The following is a 16,270-nucleotide window of genomic DNA, read 5'->3' as shown; positions in this document are numbered from 1 at the left end:
ATGCCGTCGGGGATGCAGTGGGGGAACTCGGCCTGCTGGGCGTGGAGATCCTCCAGGGTGCAAATGGTATTGCTCTTGGTGTTGTAGGCCACCAGGTCCTCCTCGTGGAGGTTGGGGCAGGTGGTGGAGACGGTAGCAGTGCCGTCGCCGGTATCCAGAGTGACGTCATAGGCGGAATAGCCGGTGGTGGTGACGCCGGTCACCTTGGCGCACACCACAGGGCCATAGACTTTGTGGCCGGGCTGGATGTCGGCAGGGATGGAGGGCTTGTCCTTGTCCAGGGGGTGATAGTCACCCAGAATGGCGGCGGGGGTGATGACGCCGTAGGGGAAGTCGCGGGTGTCCAGACCCAGCTCAGCCAGGCCGCAGAACATACCGTTGGACACCGCGCCCCGCAGCTTGCCCTTCTGGATCTTCACGCCGCCGGGCAGGGTGGACTTGTGGAGGGCCACCGGCATCAGGTCACCGGGATGGATATTCCAGGCGCCGGTGACGATCTGGATGGGCTCGTCCTGAGCCACGTCCACCTGGCAGATCCACATATGGTCGGAATCGGGGTGGCGCTCCATGGACAGCAGGCGGCCCACCACCACATTGGAGATCTCCTCTCCCAGGTCGTGAGTCAGCTCCACCTTGGAGCCGGACAGGGTCATGGCCTCGGCAAATTCCTTGTCGGAGGCAGTCACAGTGACAAATTCATTCAGCCATTTTCTGCTCAGATTCATTGTTCCTACACTCCTTTCTTAGAATTGCTCCAGGAACCGCACGTCGTTTTCGAAGATGAGCCGCAGGTCGGCGATCTTGAACCGGCGCATGGCGGTACGCTCCAGACCGATGCCGAAGGCCCAGCCGGAGTACACATTGGGGATCCAGCCCTCGCCCTTACAGGTGGGGCAGCCCACGCCGCCGCACTTGTGGCACTGCACGTCCATCTCGCAGGAGGGCTCGGTGAAGGGGAAGTGGTGAGGACGGAACCGGGTCTTGGTGCCCTTGCCGTACAGCTGCTCCACCACGGTATTCAGAGTGCCCTTCAGGTCGGCCATGGTGACACCCTTGTCGATGACCATGCCCTCCACCTGATGGAACATGGGGGAGTGGGTGGCGTCCACCTCGTCCTTGCGGTACACACGGCCGGGGGCGATGATGCGGATGGGCAGTTCCATGGTGTCCATGGCCCGGACCTGCATGGGGGAGGTCTGGGAGCGGAGCATCACACGGCTGTCCTCGTCAAAATAGAAGGTGTCCGACCAGTCACGGGAGGGGTGGCCCTCCTCGGCGTTGAGGCGGTCAAAATTCAGCTTGGCCAGCTCCACCTCGGGGCCGTCCAGCACAGTGAAGCCCATGCCGATGAAGATCTCCTTGATCTCATCCAGGGCGATATACATGGGGTGGCGGTGGCCGGCCTTAACAGCCTTGCCGGGGACAGTGATGTCCAGGGCCTCAGCCTTCAGCCGGTCCTCCAGGGCCTTGGCCTCCAGCTCCTTGCCCTTGGCCTCCAGGGCGCTCTCCAGGGCGGAGCGGACCTCGTTGGCCAGCTGACCCATGGCGGGGCGCTCCTCGGCGGACAGCTTGCCCATCATTTTCAGAACGGCGGTAAGCTCGCCCTTCTTACCCAGGTACTTCACCCGCAGGGCGTCCAGCTCCTGGGCGTTGCCGGCGCCGTCCAGTGCGGCCAGCGCTTCCCGGCGTATGGTATCCAGTGTTTCCTTCATATTCGCAGCTCCTTTGCAGTGATACAATTTGTAAACAAAAAAGCCTTCCATCCCAATCTATTGGGACGAAAGGCAAACCTTCCGCGGTACCACCCGCAATTCCCGCACGCAGCGGGCACTTTGGCCCCGATAACGTGGGGCAAATCCGTCCCTGTCTCCAGGGCCGCTCCAGGACGAACCGAACGGGCCAACCCCACATCCGCTTTCAGCCGGTGACGGACGCTCTCTGCTGGGCGGGGAACCGCTCTTTTTCCCTTCTTCGCAAGTAAGATTATTTATAGCACAGTTTGACAGAAAGTGCAAGATTAAAATTGACGAGGCGGGATGGACAGCATATAATGGGGCTGCCTGAACGAAAGAACCAAGGAACAGGAGTGTGTATGAATATGTGGATCGCCACAGCACAGCAGATGCGGGAAACCGACCGGATCGCCATTCAGGAGCGGGGAATTCCCTCCACCGACCTGATGGAGCGGGCGGCGGCGGCCTTGGCTGAGGAGGTCATGAGCCTGGCGGGGGATTGTGCCGGACGGGTGGTGTGCTTCTGCGGGCCGGGCAACAACGGCGGCGACGGCGTGGCCTGCGCCCGGCAGCTGCTGGAGGCGGGATTTGAAGTGCGATGTGTCCTGGTGGGCAGCCATGAGAAGATGACCCAGGATACCCGAGCCATGGAGGCGAAACTGGCGGCGGCAGGAGGAAAACTGGAACCCTTCCAGCCCGATGATGCTGAGTTTGCCGCCTGGTGCCTGGAGGCCAATGTGATGGTGGACGCCCTCTTCGGCATCGGGCTGAACAGCGATATACGGGGGGATGCCCTTACCGCCGTCCATATGATGAACACCTGCGATATCCCGGTGGTGTCCGCCGATATCCCCAGCGGAGTAGAGACCGACACCGGCCGGGTGCTGGGGGAGGCGGTACACGCCGCCCGCACTGTTACCTTCACCCTGCCCAAAGCGGGCCACTATGTAGGGAAAGGCGGACTGTGTACCGGCAAGCTGACGGTAGCCGATATTGGGATTCCCAAAGATTTGGTGGATGCTCTGGACTGCCCGGTAAGTACCGTGGAGGCGGCCGATGTACGCCTGCCCCGCCGGCCTCTGGACGCCCATAAGGGGGACTTTGGGCGATGCGCCATTCTGGGAGGCTGTGTGGGCTATACCGGCGCTCCGGTGCTGGCTGCCCAGGCGGCAGTGCGCTCCGGCGCGGGGCTGGTGTCGGTGGGAGTGCCTGCCCCCATCTGGGCGGTAGCCGCAGCCAAGCTGGACGAGGCTATGCCCTACCCCCTGCCGGCAGGCAAGGAGGGGCAGCTGTCTCTGGAGGCTGGAGAAGTGATCCATCATAAGCTGGCGGGCTGCGGTGTGTGCCTCATCGGCCCTGGCCTGGGCCGGGGCAATGGTGTGGCGGCTGTGGTACGCCACCTGCTGCATGAGATCCATATCCCCGTGATCCTGGATGCCGACGGCATAAACGCCCTGGAAGGACATATAGATGTACTGGACGCCCGGCAGGGCCTTCACACGGTGCTTACCCCCCATGACGGGGAGTTTGCCCGGCTGGGAGGCGATCTGTCCGACGGGGACCGGCTGGGAGCGGCCCGGCGCTTTGCCATGGAGCATACCTGCTGTCTGGTGCTCAAGGGTCACAGCACCATCACCGCTTTCCCGGACGGTACCGCCTACATCAACACCACCGGCAACCCCGGTATGGCCAAGGGAGGCAGCGGCGACGTGCTGGCGGGAGTGATCCTCTCCCTGCTGGGACAGGGCCTGCCCGCCCGGCAGGCGGTGCCCATGGCGGTGTGGCTCCACGGCGCGGCCGGTGATCTGTGCGCCCAGGAGATTGGGGAGTACGGCATGACGCCTACCGACGTGGTGGCGGCGCTGCCCCGGGTGATCAAGGAATCTGTGGAATAAGCATGGAATAAAGGGGGAGACGGAGTGCGCCGCCGGTTTGGTTCGTGCGTACTGACGATAACCCTGTGCCTGGCTCTGGCTGCCTGCGGCGGCGGGGCTACCGGCGCAGAGCAGCTGGCCCTGGACATCCGGGGCGAATATCTGGCTATGGAGGGGTGTACCGCCCAATTAACTGTGACCGCTGACTATGGACAGCGGGTCTATGAATATGGCCTGGATCTGGAGTACCGGCGGGAAGGGGAGAGCGTACTCACTGTCACCAGCCCGGACGCCGTGGCCGGAGTGACCGCCCGGCTGAAGGACGGCAGCGGGTATCTGGAATATGACGGCGTGTGGGTAGAGACCGGCCCCCTGGATGAAAGCGGTATGAGTCCCATGGAGGCGGTACCCGTCTTACTGCGCTATGCCACCGAGGGTTTTATCGCCGAGTGTGCCATGGAGGAGACCGGAGAGGGGCAGGTTCTGCGGGTGATCTGCCGGGACCCGGAGGCCAAGGCAGGGGAGGGCCAGGAGTGCTCCCTCTGGTTTGATCCGGACAGCCACGCCCTCCTTCGGGGAGAGTTGTCCCAGGACGGCTTTACCGTGATCCAGTGCGTCTTTTCCGGCTTTGCAACGATGGAATAAATACAGCGGGGTGCTGCCTGGCAGCACCCCGCTGTATTAAAATGCGGTGGTATCGTTGTCCTCAGAGTCGGCCTGAGCGGCTTCCTGCTCAAGGTCGTCCAACTCTGCCAGACGGCGGCGCAGCTCTTCCCGCTGCTGGGCATTCATCTGGCTGACGTGCCGGTCGAACTGCTCCTCCCGGCGGCGCTGGGCCTCCTCCTGACATTTGCGCTGGAGCTCGGCGCCGTGCTTGCGGCCTTCCTCCACCGCGGCGGCGCCCTTTTCCACCAGGAACTTGCCGGCCTTACCCATCTGCTCGGCAGCCAGAGCTACCAGGCCTACGCTGGCCAGGCCTACATCGGCAAATACCTTTCCTACATCTTCCATCATGGAACAAACCTCCTTAGATCCCGCCTGATACAGGCGGCGGGAGCATGGTGCGAAAACTGTTTCTATGCCTATAGTATATCCGGAAGCAGGAAAAATGTCTTGGAAATTGTATGAACATTAGATGAAAAATCCATGAAAGAGCGTTCGGTTCGGGGTTGTGACCGGCGGGGCGGCGTAGTATAATAAGGACCAATGAACTGTCCTTTGGCAGCTTTGCTGTGTCAGCCGCCCGGCGGCGGGCATTTTGTATCTCAAGGTAAAGAGGAAATCAGATGAAACAAACGCAGACAAGAACATGGACGGAGATCGACCTGTCCAATCTGGAACATAATTATCGGGCGCTGCGGGCCATGCTGCCCCAAGGCTGCCGGTTTCTGGGCGTGGTGAAGGCGGACGCCTATGGCCACGGCGCGGTACAGGTAGCCCGGCGGCTGGAGACGCTGGGCGCGGAATATCTGGCAGTGGCCTGCCTGGACGAGGCTCTGGAGCTGCGCCAGGCTGGAATCACCACCCCTATCCTGATTCTGGGTTATACGCCCACCGATCGGGCGGAAGCTCTGCTGGACAATGGCATCACCCAGACGGTCTATGATGTGGAGATGGCCCGCGCCCTATCCAACGCGGCAGCTGCTGCGGGTAAGACCCTGAAGATCCATGTGAAGGCGGATACCGGGATGTCCCGGCTGGGCTGGCTGTGCGGCGGAGAGAACCTGAGTGCTGCGGTGGAGACAATGGCCCAGGTGTGTGCTCTGCCCGGACTGGAGGCGGAGGGGATCTACACCCACTTTGCCAATGCCGACGGGGATGAGGACTATACCATGCTCCAGTTTGCCCGTTTTCTGGATCTGTTGGAGGCGCTGAAGGAGCGGGGGATCACCTTTGCCATCCGTCACTGCGCCGCCAGTGCTGCTGCCCTGAAGTTCCCCTGCACCCACCTGGACATGGTCCGGCCTGGCATCGCCCTGTACGGACACTATCCAGATCCCTCCTGCGAGGGGCTGGACGGCCCCGGACTGCGGCCGGTGATGACCCTTAAGACTCGGGTGGCCTCGGTAAAGGCTGTGCCTGCCGGGACCCCGGTGAGCTACGGCTGCACCCATGTGCTGGATCGAGAGACCAAACTGGCCGCTCTTACCATCGGTTATGCCGACGGTCTGCCCCGGCTGTGCTCCGACAAGCTGGAGGTGCTGATTGGCGGCCAGCGGGCTCCCATTGTGGGCCGGATCTGTATGGATATGTGTATGGCGGACGTCACCGGGCTGGACGTGGCGCCGGGAGATGAGGTGGAGGTGTTCGGCGAGCACCTGCCCATTGAGGATGTGGCTGCTCTGGCGGGCACCATCCAGTATGAGCTGCTGTGCGCTGTGTCCCCCCGGGTCCACCGGGCCTACCTGGACTGAGGCACCGGCTGTCCGGCAGACGCATACAATGGGCCGGGGGAGAAAGGCCTGGCCAGGCGGCGGAGGACCGGCCTGCCCCGCGAAATTTTGCAGGACGGGTATAATTCCCGCCGCCCCGTGGGAGAATCATAGTGACCGCGTTACATAGGCCTCCGGTCGTGTGACGCTGGTGACTATTTTCCGGCGGAGTGTGAGCTTTTGTGGACAACAGCGTAAAACGCGGAGACATTTTTTATGCCGATCTGAGCCCTGTGGTGGGCAGCGAGCAGGGAGGCGTGCGGCCGGTACTCATCGTGCAGAACGACACCGGCAACCGGCACAGCCCCACTGTGATCGCGGCGGCCATCACGTCCCAGACCGGCAAGGCCCGTCTGCCCACCCACATCGAGCTCTCAGCCAACACCTACGGTCTCCCCAAGGAGTCGGTGGTGTTGCTGGAACAGATCCGGACGCTGGACAAAAGGCGGCTGAGAGAGCACATGGGTCGGCTGGACGAAGCGCAGATGCAGCGGGTGGACAACGCCATCGCGGTCAGCTTTGGCCTGCACACAGGAACCATGGTTTAAAGACAAGAAGGGAGCCGTCCCCGAGGGCGGCTCCCCGTCAGACAGGAGGTACATATGAAACAGAGAAAAGGGCTGGTCCGGCTGATCTCCGGCGGCTTGGTTACATTGGCGCTGGTAGGGGTGGCGGTGGCCGCCGGGCAGCAGGGCAGCAAGAATGACCCCCTGGTTACCCTCAGCTATCTGGAGGATCAGGCGATCCCGGCCATTTTGGATCAGGTGGATGACAAAGTGGCGGACAAGCAGTCTGAGTTGGAAAAGAAGCTGTCTGGTGTGGTGGACGGCTATGTGGATGAGGTGGAAAAAGCCCTCAGCGGCAGTTCCGATTCCACTTCCGCCGGCGGTGTGTTCCAGATTGTCAACCTGAAGGCGGGACAGACTGTGGTGGGCACCGCGGCCTGCGAGTTTCTGCTGCGGACCGGCACGGCAGTCTGTGTGTCCGATACAGCCCCCGGCCTCATCGACACCACTGACGGCTCGGCCCTGGCCGGCGGGAAAAACCTGACCACCAACCACCTGTATTTGGCAACCATCGATGGCCGGGGGATCAAGGCCTCCACCGATGTGACCATCATGGTCCGGGGTGGCTATACCATTAAATAATAATGTATATAGAGATAAAAAATGTGGACGGCAGCGCCGTCCACATTTTTTATTCAGATCAGGGTGGGAATCAGATGGGTCAGAGCTTGGGCCAGTCTGGCGTGGCTCTCCCGGGTCAGGTGCATATAGTCCACCGTATTGTAGGAAAGATCCAGGGTATTGGCGTCCAGAAAGGCGCAGCCGGTCAGCCGGGCCACGGCCTCATATTCCGCCGCCAGCCCCCGGGTCTTTTCCACACAGCCGGGCCCCATCTCATCGGCCACCGGGGAGGTATAGACACCCTCCTCAATGGCTTTGGGAGCAATCATAAGAATGTTGGGCTTGCCGTCCGGCCAGCAGTCCAGGGCCTGAGCGGCCCGGACCAGCCGTTCCATACCCCGGCCGATGGTGTAGGCGTTGGTCCCGAAGCGTTCCTTGGAATCGTTGGTACCCAGCATGACCACCAGCAGGTCCACCGGCTTGTGGCTTTTCAGACAGGAATAGAGGCAGGACAGGGCGGACAGGCCCTCCTCCACCGGGTCATCAAACACGGTGGTGCGGCCGGACAAACCCTCCTCCACCACCAGATACCTGTCTCCCAGAGCCTGCTGCAGCCGGCAGGTCCAACGCTCCTCCTCATTGAAGCGGAAGCAGGAACCGTCGGCGCAGTCGGCAGGATCGGGACAGTAGCCATGGGTGTTGGAGTCTCCCAGACAGACGATGTGGCGCCGCATTTACTTGATCTCGGGCAGGGAGGCGGCGGCCACAGACTGACCCACACGGCGGGCCTTCTCGTCGGGCATGGTGGGGTTGATCTTGGAAGCGATCTCGGGATACTCGTCAGCCAGCACGCTCTTGCAAGTATCCAGCAGCAGGTCGCCGCCCTTGCCGGACATAACGCGGCCCAGCAGCAGCACGTGCTTGAAGCCGTAGAAGTGATAGTACAGAGCCAGAGAGTGGGCCAGATATACGCCGATGGAGCGGTACACCGCGGCGGCGCCGGGGTTGCCCTCCTCCATAGCCTTCTGCACCACCTTCAGCTTCTCGGCGGGGGAGAGGGCGGGGTCCAGCTCAATGCCGCCGGCGGGGGCCAGCTTGATGACACCGTCCTGAGAGAAATACTTCACGCCGCAGCCGATGTCGCCGGACCACTCGTCCTCCATGGCGCCGGGGTTGGCGTCCACGGGGGCGAAGGCCAGCTCGTTGAGCCAGCCGGTGATATTGCCATTCTGGTCCACATAGCCCACGGCCTCGCTGGTGCCCATGGCAATGCCCATAATGTTGTTCTCTTCCAGGCTCATGGCACCGGCCAGAGCGGACACGTCGCCGTCGTTAGCTACCACATAGGGCACATCGCCAAAGGTATCCTTAATGGCGCGGATATAGATGTCCTTCACCTTGGCGTCAAAGTCCTCCTTGGGCACCTTCAGGAACAGGGAGGCCACCATGGTGCGGTTCTCGATGTAGATACCAGCGGAGGAGACGCCCACCGCATCCACCCGGGGCATATGCTGGGCGGCGGACTTGAGGGCGGACACGATGCCCTCATAGTGGTAGTCGGGGTCGGCAGTGACCTTGGGATACCAGACCACTTCCTCGCTGAACACGGGCTCGCCATCGATGACGGCGGACACCTTGCGGTCGGAGCCGCCGGCGTCGAAGCCAATGCGGCAGCCGCCCAGGTGACGGCCCACAGCCTGAGGATTGCTCTTCTCGGCGGGCACCTGGTCGCAGTACACAACCTCAAAAGGCTTCTCATACACATTGGACATGAAGTCGGCATCAAAGGAACGCTTGCCGCCCACACAGTAGGTGGCCTTCATGGCCTCGAAGATCTCCTTGTCGCCGCTGATGTACACCTTGAAGCCGCCCATATACCACAGCATGGTCTTGATGAGCCGGTCCACATAGTAGCGGTCGGCCTCAGCCATGTCGGGGGTACCGTGGATGAAGGTCTTGTAGACGGCTACCTCGCCGCCGGCCCGCTCAACGGCCAGATCCAGAGGCTTTTTGGCGTCCTTCAGGAAGGATGCAAAAAATTTGCCCAGGGGGAGGAAACCGGGGTCCAGTTCGGGGACGTGTTTGACAGGAACTTCAATGCCAAGATGTTTCATGAGACATCCTCCTTAACATAAATGGGAGACAGAAAGCTCGTTATATGTATAGGCTACCAGTTTTTTTTTATCTGTCAAGCATATTTTCAGGATTCTGAAAATTATTTTCTTCCCGGGTCTTGACGGGGGATGGACCGACGGGTATGATGGAACCAACGGGAGGTAAACTCCCAATAATGGAAAGGTGGGAATTGCGATTATGGATATCACTGCACGTCTGCAGGATCATCAGAAATGGATCAAAGAAGAGCTGGAGCGGAGCGTCAGCTTCTGGCTGAAAAACGGCATGGACCCGGTGAACGGGGGCGTCTACACCTGCCTGGACCGGGAAGGCAAAATCTTCTCCACCGACAAGAGCGTATGGATGCAGGGCCGCTGCGCCTGGATGTTTGCCTATCTGTGCCACACCTACGGGGTGAAGGACGAGTGGCTGGCCGCCAGCAAGAGCTGCCTGGACTTTATGGAGCGCTGCTGCATCAACCGGGAGGCAGGCAACCGGATGTATTTCACCGTGACCGGTGACGGCAAGCCCCTGCGTCAGCGCCGCTATTGTTTCTCTGAGGGGTTCTACGCCATCGCCAACGCCGAATATTATGGTGTTACCGGGGACAAGGAGTGCCTGGAGCGTGCCCGCGCTGCCTATGAGCTGATCTGGAATCTGAATCAGGGCCTGATCAAGGACCCCACCGGACTGGGCCCCAAGACCATTCCTGAGACCCGTTCCGGCCGCGCTCTGGCCAACCCCATGATCTACCTGAACATCACCTCCGTGCTGCGCCGGGTGGACCCCGAGCAGGCTGAGCTGTATAACCAGCGGGCCGCTCAGTGTGTGGACGAGATCTTCCGCTACCACTATAAGCCCGAGCTGGGCTGCACTCTGGAGAGCGTGGGTCCCAACGGCGAGTTCCGGGGCGATGTGACCGAGGGCCGTGTGGTCAATCCCGGCCACGATATCGAGTGCTCCTGGTTCCTGATGGAGGACGCCAACCTGCGGGGCAACAAGGAGCAGCACGCTACCGCTATCAAGATCTTTGACCAGGCCATCAATGCCGGCTGGGACAAGGAGTACGGCGGACTGCTCTACTTTATTGACTGCCTGGGCCGTCCCCCCGAGGCCTACGAGCACGACATGAAGCTGTGGTGGCCTCACGACGAGATCCTCATCGCCTCTATGATGATCTATCGTGATACCGGCGACGAGAAGTATCTGGAGTGGTTTGAAAAGACCCTGGATTACTGCAAGAAATACTTCTCCGATCCTGAGTACGGCGATTGGTACGGCTATCTGCGCCGGGACGGCAAGCCCACCGAGCCTCCCTGCAAGGGTTCCACCTTCAAAGGTCCCTTCCACCTGCCTCGGATGCTCATCATGTGCGATCAGATGATCGGCCAGATCCTGGAGCGGAATTGAGAGCTGGTTATGCCCTTAGTTGATGTTTTTGAAAAGATCAATAGTGAATATTATCAGCTGACCAGCGCGGAGAAAAAGGTGGCCGATTATGCTGTTATCCACCAGCAGCAGACCCAGTTCATGTCTATCTCGGAACTGGCGGAGGAGGCCGGCGTGGCCGAGGCCACCATCTCACGCTTCTGCAAGCGGCTGGGTTATAAAGGTTACAGTGCTTTCAAGCTGGCCATTGCCAACGCTACTGCCGGACGGATGGATCACAGTGCCAGTGGCGAGGAAGAAGAGGAAGAGGACAGCGTGGAGGGAATGTGCCGCGCTGTTTATCGCAGTGATTCCGAGGCCCTGGCCCAGACCCTGGAGTTAATCCAGGCGGATGCGGTGCGCAAGGCGGCGGATATGATCGTCTCCGCCGGCCGGGTACTGTGCATGGGCCAGGGAGGATCCATGATCCTTTCCCAGGAGTGTGCCCACCTGTTCAGCACCATTCAGCTGAATTTCACAGCGGTCATGGACTCCCATCTTCAGGCGATTGCCGCCTCTCAGCTGACCCCAGGCGATCTGGTCATCTATTTCTCCTACTCCGGCTCTACCAAGGAGCTGATGAAGAACCTCCAGATCATCCGGGACCGGAAAGCCCGGATCATCCTGGTTACCCGGTTCCCCAAGTCTCCCGGCGCCGCCTATGCCGACATTGTGCTTCAATGCGGTTCCCGGGAGGGCCCCCTCCAGGGCGGTTCCGTAGCTGCCCGTATTGCCCAGCTCTATCTGATGGATGTACTCTTCCATGAGGTATGCCGCCGGGATCGGGAGGGCTGCCGTGCCAGACAGGAACTGGTGGCTGAAGTGTTGTCAGACAAACACATTTGACCGTCAACAGTGGAATTTGAAAAAAATTTGCAGACACCGCAAAAGAAGAAAGAAAATGTGCAATTCGCTATTGACAAATCTTGTGTTGAACTGTACAATCTACACAACGGGTTACCACTGAGTAATCACGAAAATTATCAAAAATGAGGAGGATGAATGATGAAGAAGAAACGTATTCTTGCGCTCATGCTGGCTGCCTCCATGTCTCTGGGCCTGGCTGCCTGCGGCGGCGGCGGCACCAGCGAATCCCCCGCCGGCAACTCCGACACCCCGTCCGGCAACACTCCCTCCGGCTCCGGCGAGGCTGTGGAGCTGACCATCTGGACCTACCCCATCGGCAAGTTTGGTGACTATGACACCATGCAGGCTCTGATCGATGAGTACACCGCCGCCAACCCCGGCGTGTCCATCAAGTTCGAGCTGCTGGACTACACCAACGGTGATACTCAGGTTACCTCCGCTATCACCAGCGGCACTGCTCCTGACATCATCATGGAGGGTCCCGAGCGTCTGGTGACCAACTGGGGCGCCAACAACCTGATGGTGGACCTGTCCGACCTGTGGACCGAAGAGGCCACTGCCGACATCGCCGCCACCAGCGAGGCTGTTGTGAATGCCTGCCAGCTGGACGGCAAGTACTATGAGTATCCTCTGTGCATGACCACCCACTGCATGGCCATCAACTATGAGGTCTTTGAGCAGGCTGGTGCTCTGCAGTACATCGACGAGGAGACCCGCACCTGGACTACTGACAACTTCGTGAAGGCCATGGAGGCCGTCCGCGACTCCGGTCTGGTGGCCGTGCCCGGTATCGTTTACTGCGGCGGCCAGGGCGGCGACCAGGGCACCCGCGCTCTCGTCAACAACCTGTACTCCGGCACCTACACCAATGCCGACCACACTGAGTACACCGCAAACTCTCCTGAGAACGTGAAGGCTCTGGAGCTCATCAAGTCCATGGTGGACAATGGCTCTCTGAACGCCAACGCCGGCTTCCAGGCTGCTGATGAGCTGCAGCAGTTTGCCAACGGCACCGCTGCTGTGACCTTCTGCTGGAACGCTTCCAACAAGGCTCAGTACGCTTCTCAGGTTGCTTTCACCCCCTATGCCATGGCTTTCCCCTCTGACGACGGCGTGCCCGAGCTGTGCGGCGGCATCTGGGGCTTCGGTATCTTTGACAACGGCGACGAGGCCAAGATCGAGGCTGCCAAGGACTTCATCCGCTACATCTGCGACGATCCCGAGCAGTCCAAGGAGAGCGTGCAGCTGACCGGTTTCTTCCCCGTCCGTGCTTCTCTGGGCAACGTGTACGAGGGTACCGACACCGAGGCTGATGCCGCTGAGTTCCTGACCCTGATGCCTTACATGGGCGACTACTACAACGTCATCGGCGGCTGGACCGAGCAGCGCACCAACTGGTGGAATATGCTTCAGAAGATCCTGACCGGCGGCGTGGATGCTCAGACTGCTGCTGACGAGTTTGTCAGCGCCAGCAACGCTGCCATCGGCTAAGCGGCGCAAGTATGATTTGACGCACTTTCTGTGCCCGCTCCCTGTGAGGGGGCGGGCACAGTTGCTTTTCCAAAATGATTTGGAGAGGTGTGCAAATAAGTTCGAAAAGAGGGGAGAATCTCATGGCACAAAACGCCGTAGCAACGGTCGCGAAGAAGCCCAAGAAGGAGAAGCGGTCCCAGTTCTCCGGCATGAGCAAGGCCCTGGTCCGGCGGGAGACCATTTCCGCCTACCTGTTCCTGCTGCCCAGCTTGGTCTTCTTTATCGGCTTTGTGGTGATCCCAATGATCATGTGCGTGGTGTTCAGCTTCCAGGAGATGGGCCTGGACAGCTCCGCCACCAAGTTCATTGGTTTTGCCAACTATGTTAAGATGGCACAGGACCCCATCTTCTGGAAGGGATTCCTGAATACCGTCATCATCGTCGTGGTAGCGGTGCCCGCCGTTACCGCCTTTTCCCTGTGGGTCAGCTCCGCCATCTATCAGATGAAGGCGGTGACCCGCTCCTTCTTCCGCTGCGTGTTCTACCTGCCCGTGGTTACCGGTACTGTGGCAGTTACCGTAGTGTGGAAGTGGATGTTCAACCCCTACAACGGCCTGCTGAACCAGATTTTCGGCACCACCGGCTATGACTGGCTGGGCAATTCCGCTACCGCTATCTGGTGTATCATCCTGATCCTGTTCACCACCTCTATCGGCCAGCCCATCGTGCTGTATGTGGCTGCCCTGGGCAACGTGGACCAGTCTCTGGTGGAGGCGGCCCAGGTGGACGGCGCCACCAAGCTCCAGGTGTTCTGGAAGATCAAGTGGCCCCAGATCATGCCCACCACCCTGTACATCCTGGTCATCACCACCATCAACTCCTTCCAGTGCTTCGCACTGATCCAGTTGCTGACCTCCGGTGGACCCAACCATGCCACCGACACCATTATGTACTACATCTTCCAGATGGCGTACAACAACCAGAACTTCGGCTACGCCAACGCTATGGGCGTGGTCCTGGCCATCATCATCGCGATCTTCTCTGCCATCCAGTTCAAGTTCGCGAAGACCGACAACGGTTAAGGAGGTGAGAAGATGAATAACGCGAAAAGCAAGCTGGCCGGCACTTCCACCGGCTATAAGGTGATCACCGTCGTGATCCTGATCCTCCTGGCGATTTTCTTCATCTTCCCGCTGTACTGGATCGTCACCGGCTCCTTCAAGGACGCCATGACCATCAACGCCCGTACACCTCAGTGGTTCCCCCTGAGTCCCACCCTGGAGAACTACGCCAAGCTGTTCAAGAATCCCGCCGGCTGGTGGCTGCTCAATACCATCATCATGGCTGTGGGTGCGCTGGTGCTCACCTGCCTCACCGCCGCTTTGGCCGGCTATGCCCTGGCCAAGAAGCGGTTCTACGGCCGGGCTCTCCTCTTCACCATCATCATCTGCGCCATGGCCCTGCCCAAGCAGGTTATTGTCATCCCCCTGCTGCGTGAGATGAACATTCTGCACCTGGCGGATACTCTGTGGGCCGTCATCCTGCCCACCGTAGGCTGGCCCTTCGGCGTGTTCCTGATGAAACAGTTCTCTGAAACCATACCCAATGAGATCCTGGAAGCCGCCCGGGTGGACGGCGCCGGGGAGCTGCGCACCTTCTTCAGCGTGGTGTTCCCCATGATCAAGCCCGGCATCGGCGCACTGGCCATCTTCACCTTCGTCAACTCCTGGAACGACTACTTCCTCCAGCTGATCATGCTGACCAGCCGCACCAACTGGACCATCTCTCTGGGTATTGCCCGCCTGCAGGGCGAGATGTCCAGCGACTTCGGCCTCATCATGGCTGGCGCCACCCTGGCCGCCATCCCCATCGTGGCCGTGTTCATCGCCTTCCAGAAGTACTTCACCCAGGGCATCGCCATGGGCGCGGTCAAGGGCTGATCCCGCTGACCGGACGCTACTCCGCCGGTACATTCATTTTACCCTGCGGTGTGCGTATTTAAGGGTTGATTTATCCTCCAAGTTCGTTTATTATCGTTTTGAGAGAAGGAATATTGAAATGAGCGATCTGAAAAAATACCAGGGCGTGATTCCGGCCTTTTACGCCTGCTATGATGAGGCCGGCAACATTTCTCCCGACGAGGTCCGCGCCCTGACCCGCTACCTGATTGGCAAGGGTGTCAACGGTCTGTATGTGGGCGGCTCCTCCGGTGAGTGCATCTACCAGAGCGTGGCTGAGCGCAAGGTGGTACTGGAGAACGTGATGGCCGAGGCCAAGGGCAAGGTGGTCGTCATTGCCCACGTTGCCTGCAACAACACCGCCGACAGCATGGAGCTGGCTGCTCATGCTGAGAGCCTGGGTGTGGATGCCATTGCCGCCATTCCCCCCATCTACTTCCACCTGCCCGAGTATGGCATCGCCGGCTACTGGAACGACATCTCTTCCGCTGCGCCCAACACCGACTTCATCATCTACAACATTCCCCAGCTGGCCGGTGTGGCCCTGACTCCCTCTCTGCTGGCTGAGATGCAGAAGAATCCCCGGGTCATCGGCGTGAAGAACTCCTCCATGCCTGTTCAGGACATCCAGATGTGGAAGGATGCCGGGGTCATCGTGTTCAACGGTCCCGACGAGCAGTATGTGTCCGGTCTGGCCATGGGCGCCTGCGCCGGCATCGGCGGCACCTATGCCGTTATGCCCGAGCTCTTCCTGAAGGTGTATGAGCACTTCCAGAAGGGCGAGATGGAGCCTGCCCGCCAGATTCAGAACGATATCTGCCGCATCATCTATAAGATGTGCTCCGCTCACGGCAACCTGTATGCCGTGATGAAGGCCATCCTGGCCAAGAACGGCGTGAACTGCGGCTCCGTCCGTAAGCCTATGCCCGGCCTGATCGACAGCGATGCCGCCGTGGTGGACGAGGCTTATGCCATGATCACCGCTGCCATTGCCAAATACTGCTGATCCCAGATCAAGTTCCGGGGCGGGCGGTGACCCGCCCGCCCCACTTTGATATGAAAGGCTAGGAGTTACATTATTATGCGTATTTATCAATCGGAAGATTATCAGGCCATGAGCCGCCGGGCGGCCAACATCATCTCCGCCCAGGTCATCTACAAGCCCGACTGCGTGCTGGGTCTCGCCACCGGCGGTACCCCTGTGGGAACCTACAAGCAGCTGGTGGACTGGTACAAGAAGGGCGATCTGTCCTTCGCGGAGGT

Annotated in this window: 15 protein-coding genes and 2 pseudogenes; 12 read left to right on the top strand and 5 right to left on the bottom strand. The window is 60.2% G+C overall.

Annotated features, from left to right (window positions below; translation table 11 throughout):
- Both IHN22_RS09610 and pheS read right to left on the bottom strand, forming a co-directional pair.
- Positions 1-725 (bottom strand): annotated as a pseudogene (locus IHN22_RS09610) (phenylalanine--tRNA ligase subunit beta); the annotation flags it as partial.
- 18 nt (positions 726-743) lie between these two features.
- Positions 744-1,712, bottom strand: coding sequence for a phenylalanine--tRNA ligase subunit alpha (gene pheS / locus IHN22_RS09605; RefSeq protein ID WP_191435003.1), 969 nt, complete (start codon positions 1,710-1,712; stop codon positions 744-746).
- Between the two features lie 380 nt (positions 1,713-2,092).
- Between pheS and IHN22_RS09600 the strand changes: the two genes are divergently transcribed.
- Both IHN22_RS09600 and IHN22_RS09595 read left to right on the top strand, forming a co-directional pair.
- The gene (locus IHN22_RS09600; protein WP_300986252.1) at positions 2,093-3,628 is read left to right on the top strand and encodes an NAD(P)H-hydrate dehydratase; all 1,536 of its coding nucleotides are present in this window, start codon (positions 2,093-2,095) and stop codon (positions 3,626-3,628) included.
- A 24-nt stretch (positions 3,629-3,652) separates the two neighbouring features.
- Positions 3,653-4,252 carry a hypothetical protein gene (locus IHN22_RS09595; RefSeq protein ID WP_191435001.1) on the top strand — a complete coding sequence of 200 codons (600 nt, stop codon included), beginning with the start codon at positions 3,653-3,655 and terminating at the stop codon, positions 4,250-4,252.
- Positions 4,253-4,288: 36 nt separating this feature from the next.
- On the opposite strand, the gene IHN22_RS09590 is transcribed toward IHN22_RS09595, so the two are convergent.
- The gene (locus IHN22_RS09590; protein WP_087188292.1) at positions 4,289-4,621 is read right to left on the bottom strand and encodes a hypothetical protein; all 333 of its coding nucleotides are present in this window, start codon (positions 4,619-4,621) and stop codon (positions 4,289-4,291) included.
- A gap of 272 nt (positions 4,622-4,893) precedes the next feature.
- Between IHN22_RS09590 and alr the strand changes: the two genes are divergently transcribed.
- The 3 genes from alr (at position 4,894) to IHN22_RS09575 (ending at position 7,187) form a co-directional block, all read left to right on the top strand.
- On the top strand, positions 4,894-6,021 hold the full coding sequence (alr, locus tag IHN22_RS09585; RefSeq protein WP_191434999.1) for an alanine racemase: 1,128 nt from the start codon (positions 4,894-4,896) through the stop codon (positions 6,019-6,021).
- A gap of 200 nt (positions 6,022-6,221) precedes the next feature.
- A complete protein-coding gene (locus tag IHN22_RS09580; RefSeq protein ID WP_087188294.1) occupies positions 6,222-6,587 on the top strand; it encodes a type II toxin-antitoxin system PemK/MazF family toxin in 366 nt (121 codons plus the stop codon).
- Positions 6,588-6,641: 54 nt separating this feature from the next.
- On the top strand, positions 6,642-7,187 hold the full coding sequence (locus IHN22_RS09575; protein WP_191434997.1) for a hypothetical protein: 546 nt from the start codon (positions 6,642-6,644) through the stop codon (positions 7,185-7,187).
- Positions 7,188-7,240: 53 nt separating this feature from the next.
- Here the strand turns inward: IHN22_RS09575 and IHN22_RS09570 are convergent, their stop codons facing one another.
- Together IHN22_RS09570 and IHN22_RS09565 are read right to left on the bottom strand one after the other, a co-directional pair.
- Positions 7,241-7,900 (bottom strand): GDSL-type esterase/lipase family protein, encoded by a 660-nt coding sequence (locus tag IHN22_RS09570; protein ID WP_191434995.1) that lies wholly within the window; start codon positions 7,898-7,900, stop codon positions 7,241-7,243.
- The gene (locus IHN22_RS09565; RefSeq protein ID WP_191434993.1) at positions 7,901-9,280 is read right to left on the bottom strand and encodes an ROK family protein; all 1,380 of its coding nucleotides are present in this window, start codon (positions 9,278-9,280) and stop codon (positions 7,901-7,903) included.
- 199 nt (positions 9,281-9,479) lie between these two features.
- Here IHN22_RS09565 and IHN22_RS09560 point away from each other — a divergent pair, with 199 nt between their 5' ends.
- From IHN22_RS09560 to IHN22_RS09530, 7 genes and pseudogenes are all read left to right on the top strand, one after another.
- Positions 9,480-10,691 carry an AGE family epimerase/isomerase gene (locus IHN22_RS09560; RefSeq protein WP_191434992.1) on the top strand — a complete coding sequence of 404 codons (1,212 nt, stop codon included), beginning with the start codon at positions 9,480-9,482 and terminating at the stop codon, positions 10,689-10,691.
- Positions 10,692-10,700: 9 nt separating this feature from the next.
- Positions 10,701-11,555, top strand: coding sequence for a MurR/RpiR family transcriptional regulator (locus IHN22_RS09555; protein ID WP_191434990.1), 855 nt, complete (start codon positions 10,701-10,703; stop codon positions 11,553-11,555).
- A gap of 159 nt (positions 11,556-11,714) precedes the next feature.
- Positions 11,715-13,067 carry an extracellular solute-binding protein gene (locus tag IHN22_RS09550; RefSeq protein WP_191434988.1) on the top strand — a complete coding sequence of 451 codons (1,353 nt, stop codon included), beginning with the start codon at positions 11,715-11,717 and terminating at the stop codon, positions 13,065-13,067.
- A gap of 191 nt (positions 13,068-13,258) precedes the next feature.
- Positions 13,259-14,131 carry a carbohydrate ABC transporter permease gene (locus IHN22_RS09545; RefSeq protein ID WP_365814066.1) on the top strand — a complete coding sequence of 291 codons (873 nt, stop codon included), beginning with the start codon at positions 13,259-13,261 and terminating at the stop codon, positions 14,129-14,131.
- A gap of 12 nt (positions 14,132-14,143) precedes the next feature.
- Entirely contained in the window at positions 14,144-14,989 is an 846-nt protein-coding gene (locus tag IHN22_RS09540; RefSeq protein WP_191434984.1) for a carbohydrate ABC transporter permease, read from the top strand.
- Between the two features lie 118 nt (positions 14,990-15,107).
- Complete coding sequence (locus tag IHN22_RS09535) at positions 15,108-16,013, top strand: dihydrodipicolinate synthase family protein (protein WP_087188303.1); 906 nt, start codon at positions 15,108-15,110, stop codon at positions 16,011-16,013.
- A 75-nt stretch (positions 16,014-16,088) separates the two neighbouring features.
- Positions 16,089-16,270: pseudogene (locus tag IHN22_RS09530) on the top strand (glucosamine-6-phosphate deaminase); the annotation flags it as partial.

It is taken from the genome of Flavonifractor sp. An112 (assembly GCF_904377885.1).
Lineage (GTDB): Bacteria > Bacillota > Clostridia > Oscillospirales > Oscillospiraceae > Flavonifractor > Flavonifractor avicola.
Note: the sequence above shows the minus strand (reverse complement) of the source record. Positions and strands in the feature narration are given on the sequence as shown.

Excerpts from the sequence above, each read along its gene's own strand:
- pheS (WP_191435003.1), bottom strand. The coding sequence starts at position 1,712 with ATGAAGGAAACACTGGATACCATACGCCGGGAAGCGCTGGCCGCACTG.
- IHN22_RS09600 (WP_300986252.1), top strand. The coding sequence starts at position 2,093 with ATGAATATGTGGATCGCCACAGCACAGCAGATGCGGGAAACCGACCGG.
- IHN22_RS09590 (WP_087188292.1), bottom strand. The coding sequence starts at position 4,621 with ATGATGGAAGATGTAGGAAAGGTATTTGCCGATGTAGGCCTGGCCAGC.
- alr (WP_191434999.1), top strand. The coding sequence starts at position 4,894 with ATGAAACAAACGCAGACAAGAACATGGACGGAGATCGACCTGTCCAAT.
- IHN22_RS09575 (WP_191434997.1), top strand. The coding sequence starts at position 6,642 with ATGAAACAGAGAAAAGGGCTGGTCCGGCTGATCTCCGGCGGCTTGGTT.
- IHN22_RS09570 (WP_191434995.1), bottom strand. The coding sequence starts at position 7,900 with ATGCGGCGCCACATCGTCTGTCTGGGAGACTCCAACACCCATGGCTAC.
- IHN22_RS09565 (WP_191434993.1), bottom strand. The coding sequence starts at position 9,280 with ATGAAACATCTTGGCATTGAAGTTCCTGTCAAACACGTCCCCGAACTG.
- IHN22_RS09560 (WP_191434992.1), top strand. The coding sequence starts at position 9,480 with ATGGATATCACTGCACGTCTGCAGGATCATCAGAAATGGATCAAAGAA.
- IHN22_RS09555 (WP_191434990.1), top strand. The coding sequence starts at position 10,701 with ATGCCCTTAGTTGATGTTTTTGAAAAGATCAATAGTGAATATTATCAG.
- IHN22_RS09550 (WP_191434988.1), top strand. The coding sequence starts at position 11,715 with ATGAAGAAGAAACGTATTCTTGCGCTCATGCTGGCTGCCTCCATGTCT.
- IHN22_RS09545 (WP_365814066.1), top strand. The coding sequence starts at position 13,259 with ATGAGCAAGGCCCTGGTCCGGCGGGAGACCATTTCCGCCTACCTGTTC.
- IHN22_RS09540 (WP_191434984.1), top strand. The coding sequence starts at position 14,144 with ATGAATAACGCGAAAAGCAAGCTGGCCGGCACTTCCACCGGCTATAAG.
- IHN22_RS09535 (WP_087188303.1), top strand. The coding sequence starts at position 15,108 with ATGAGCGATCTGAAAAAATACCAGGGCGTGATTCCGGCCTTTTACGCC.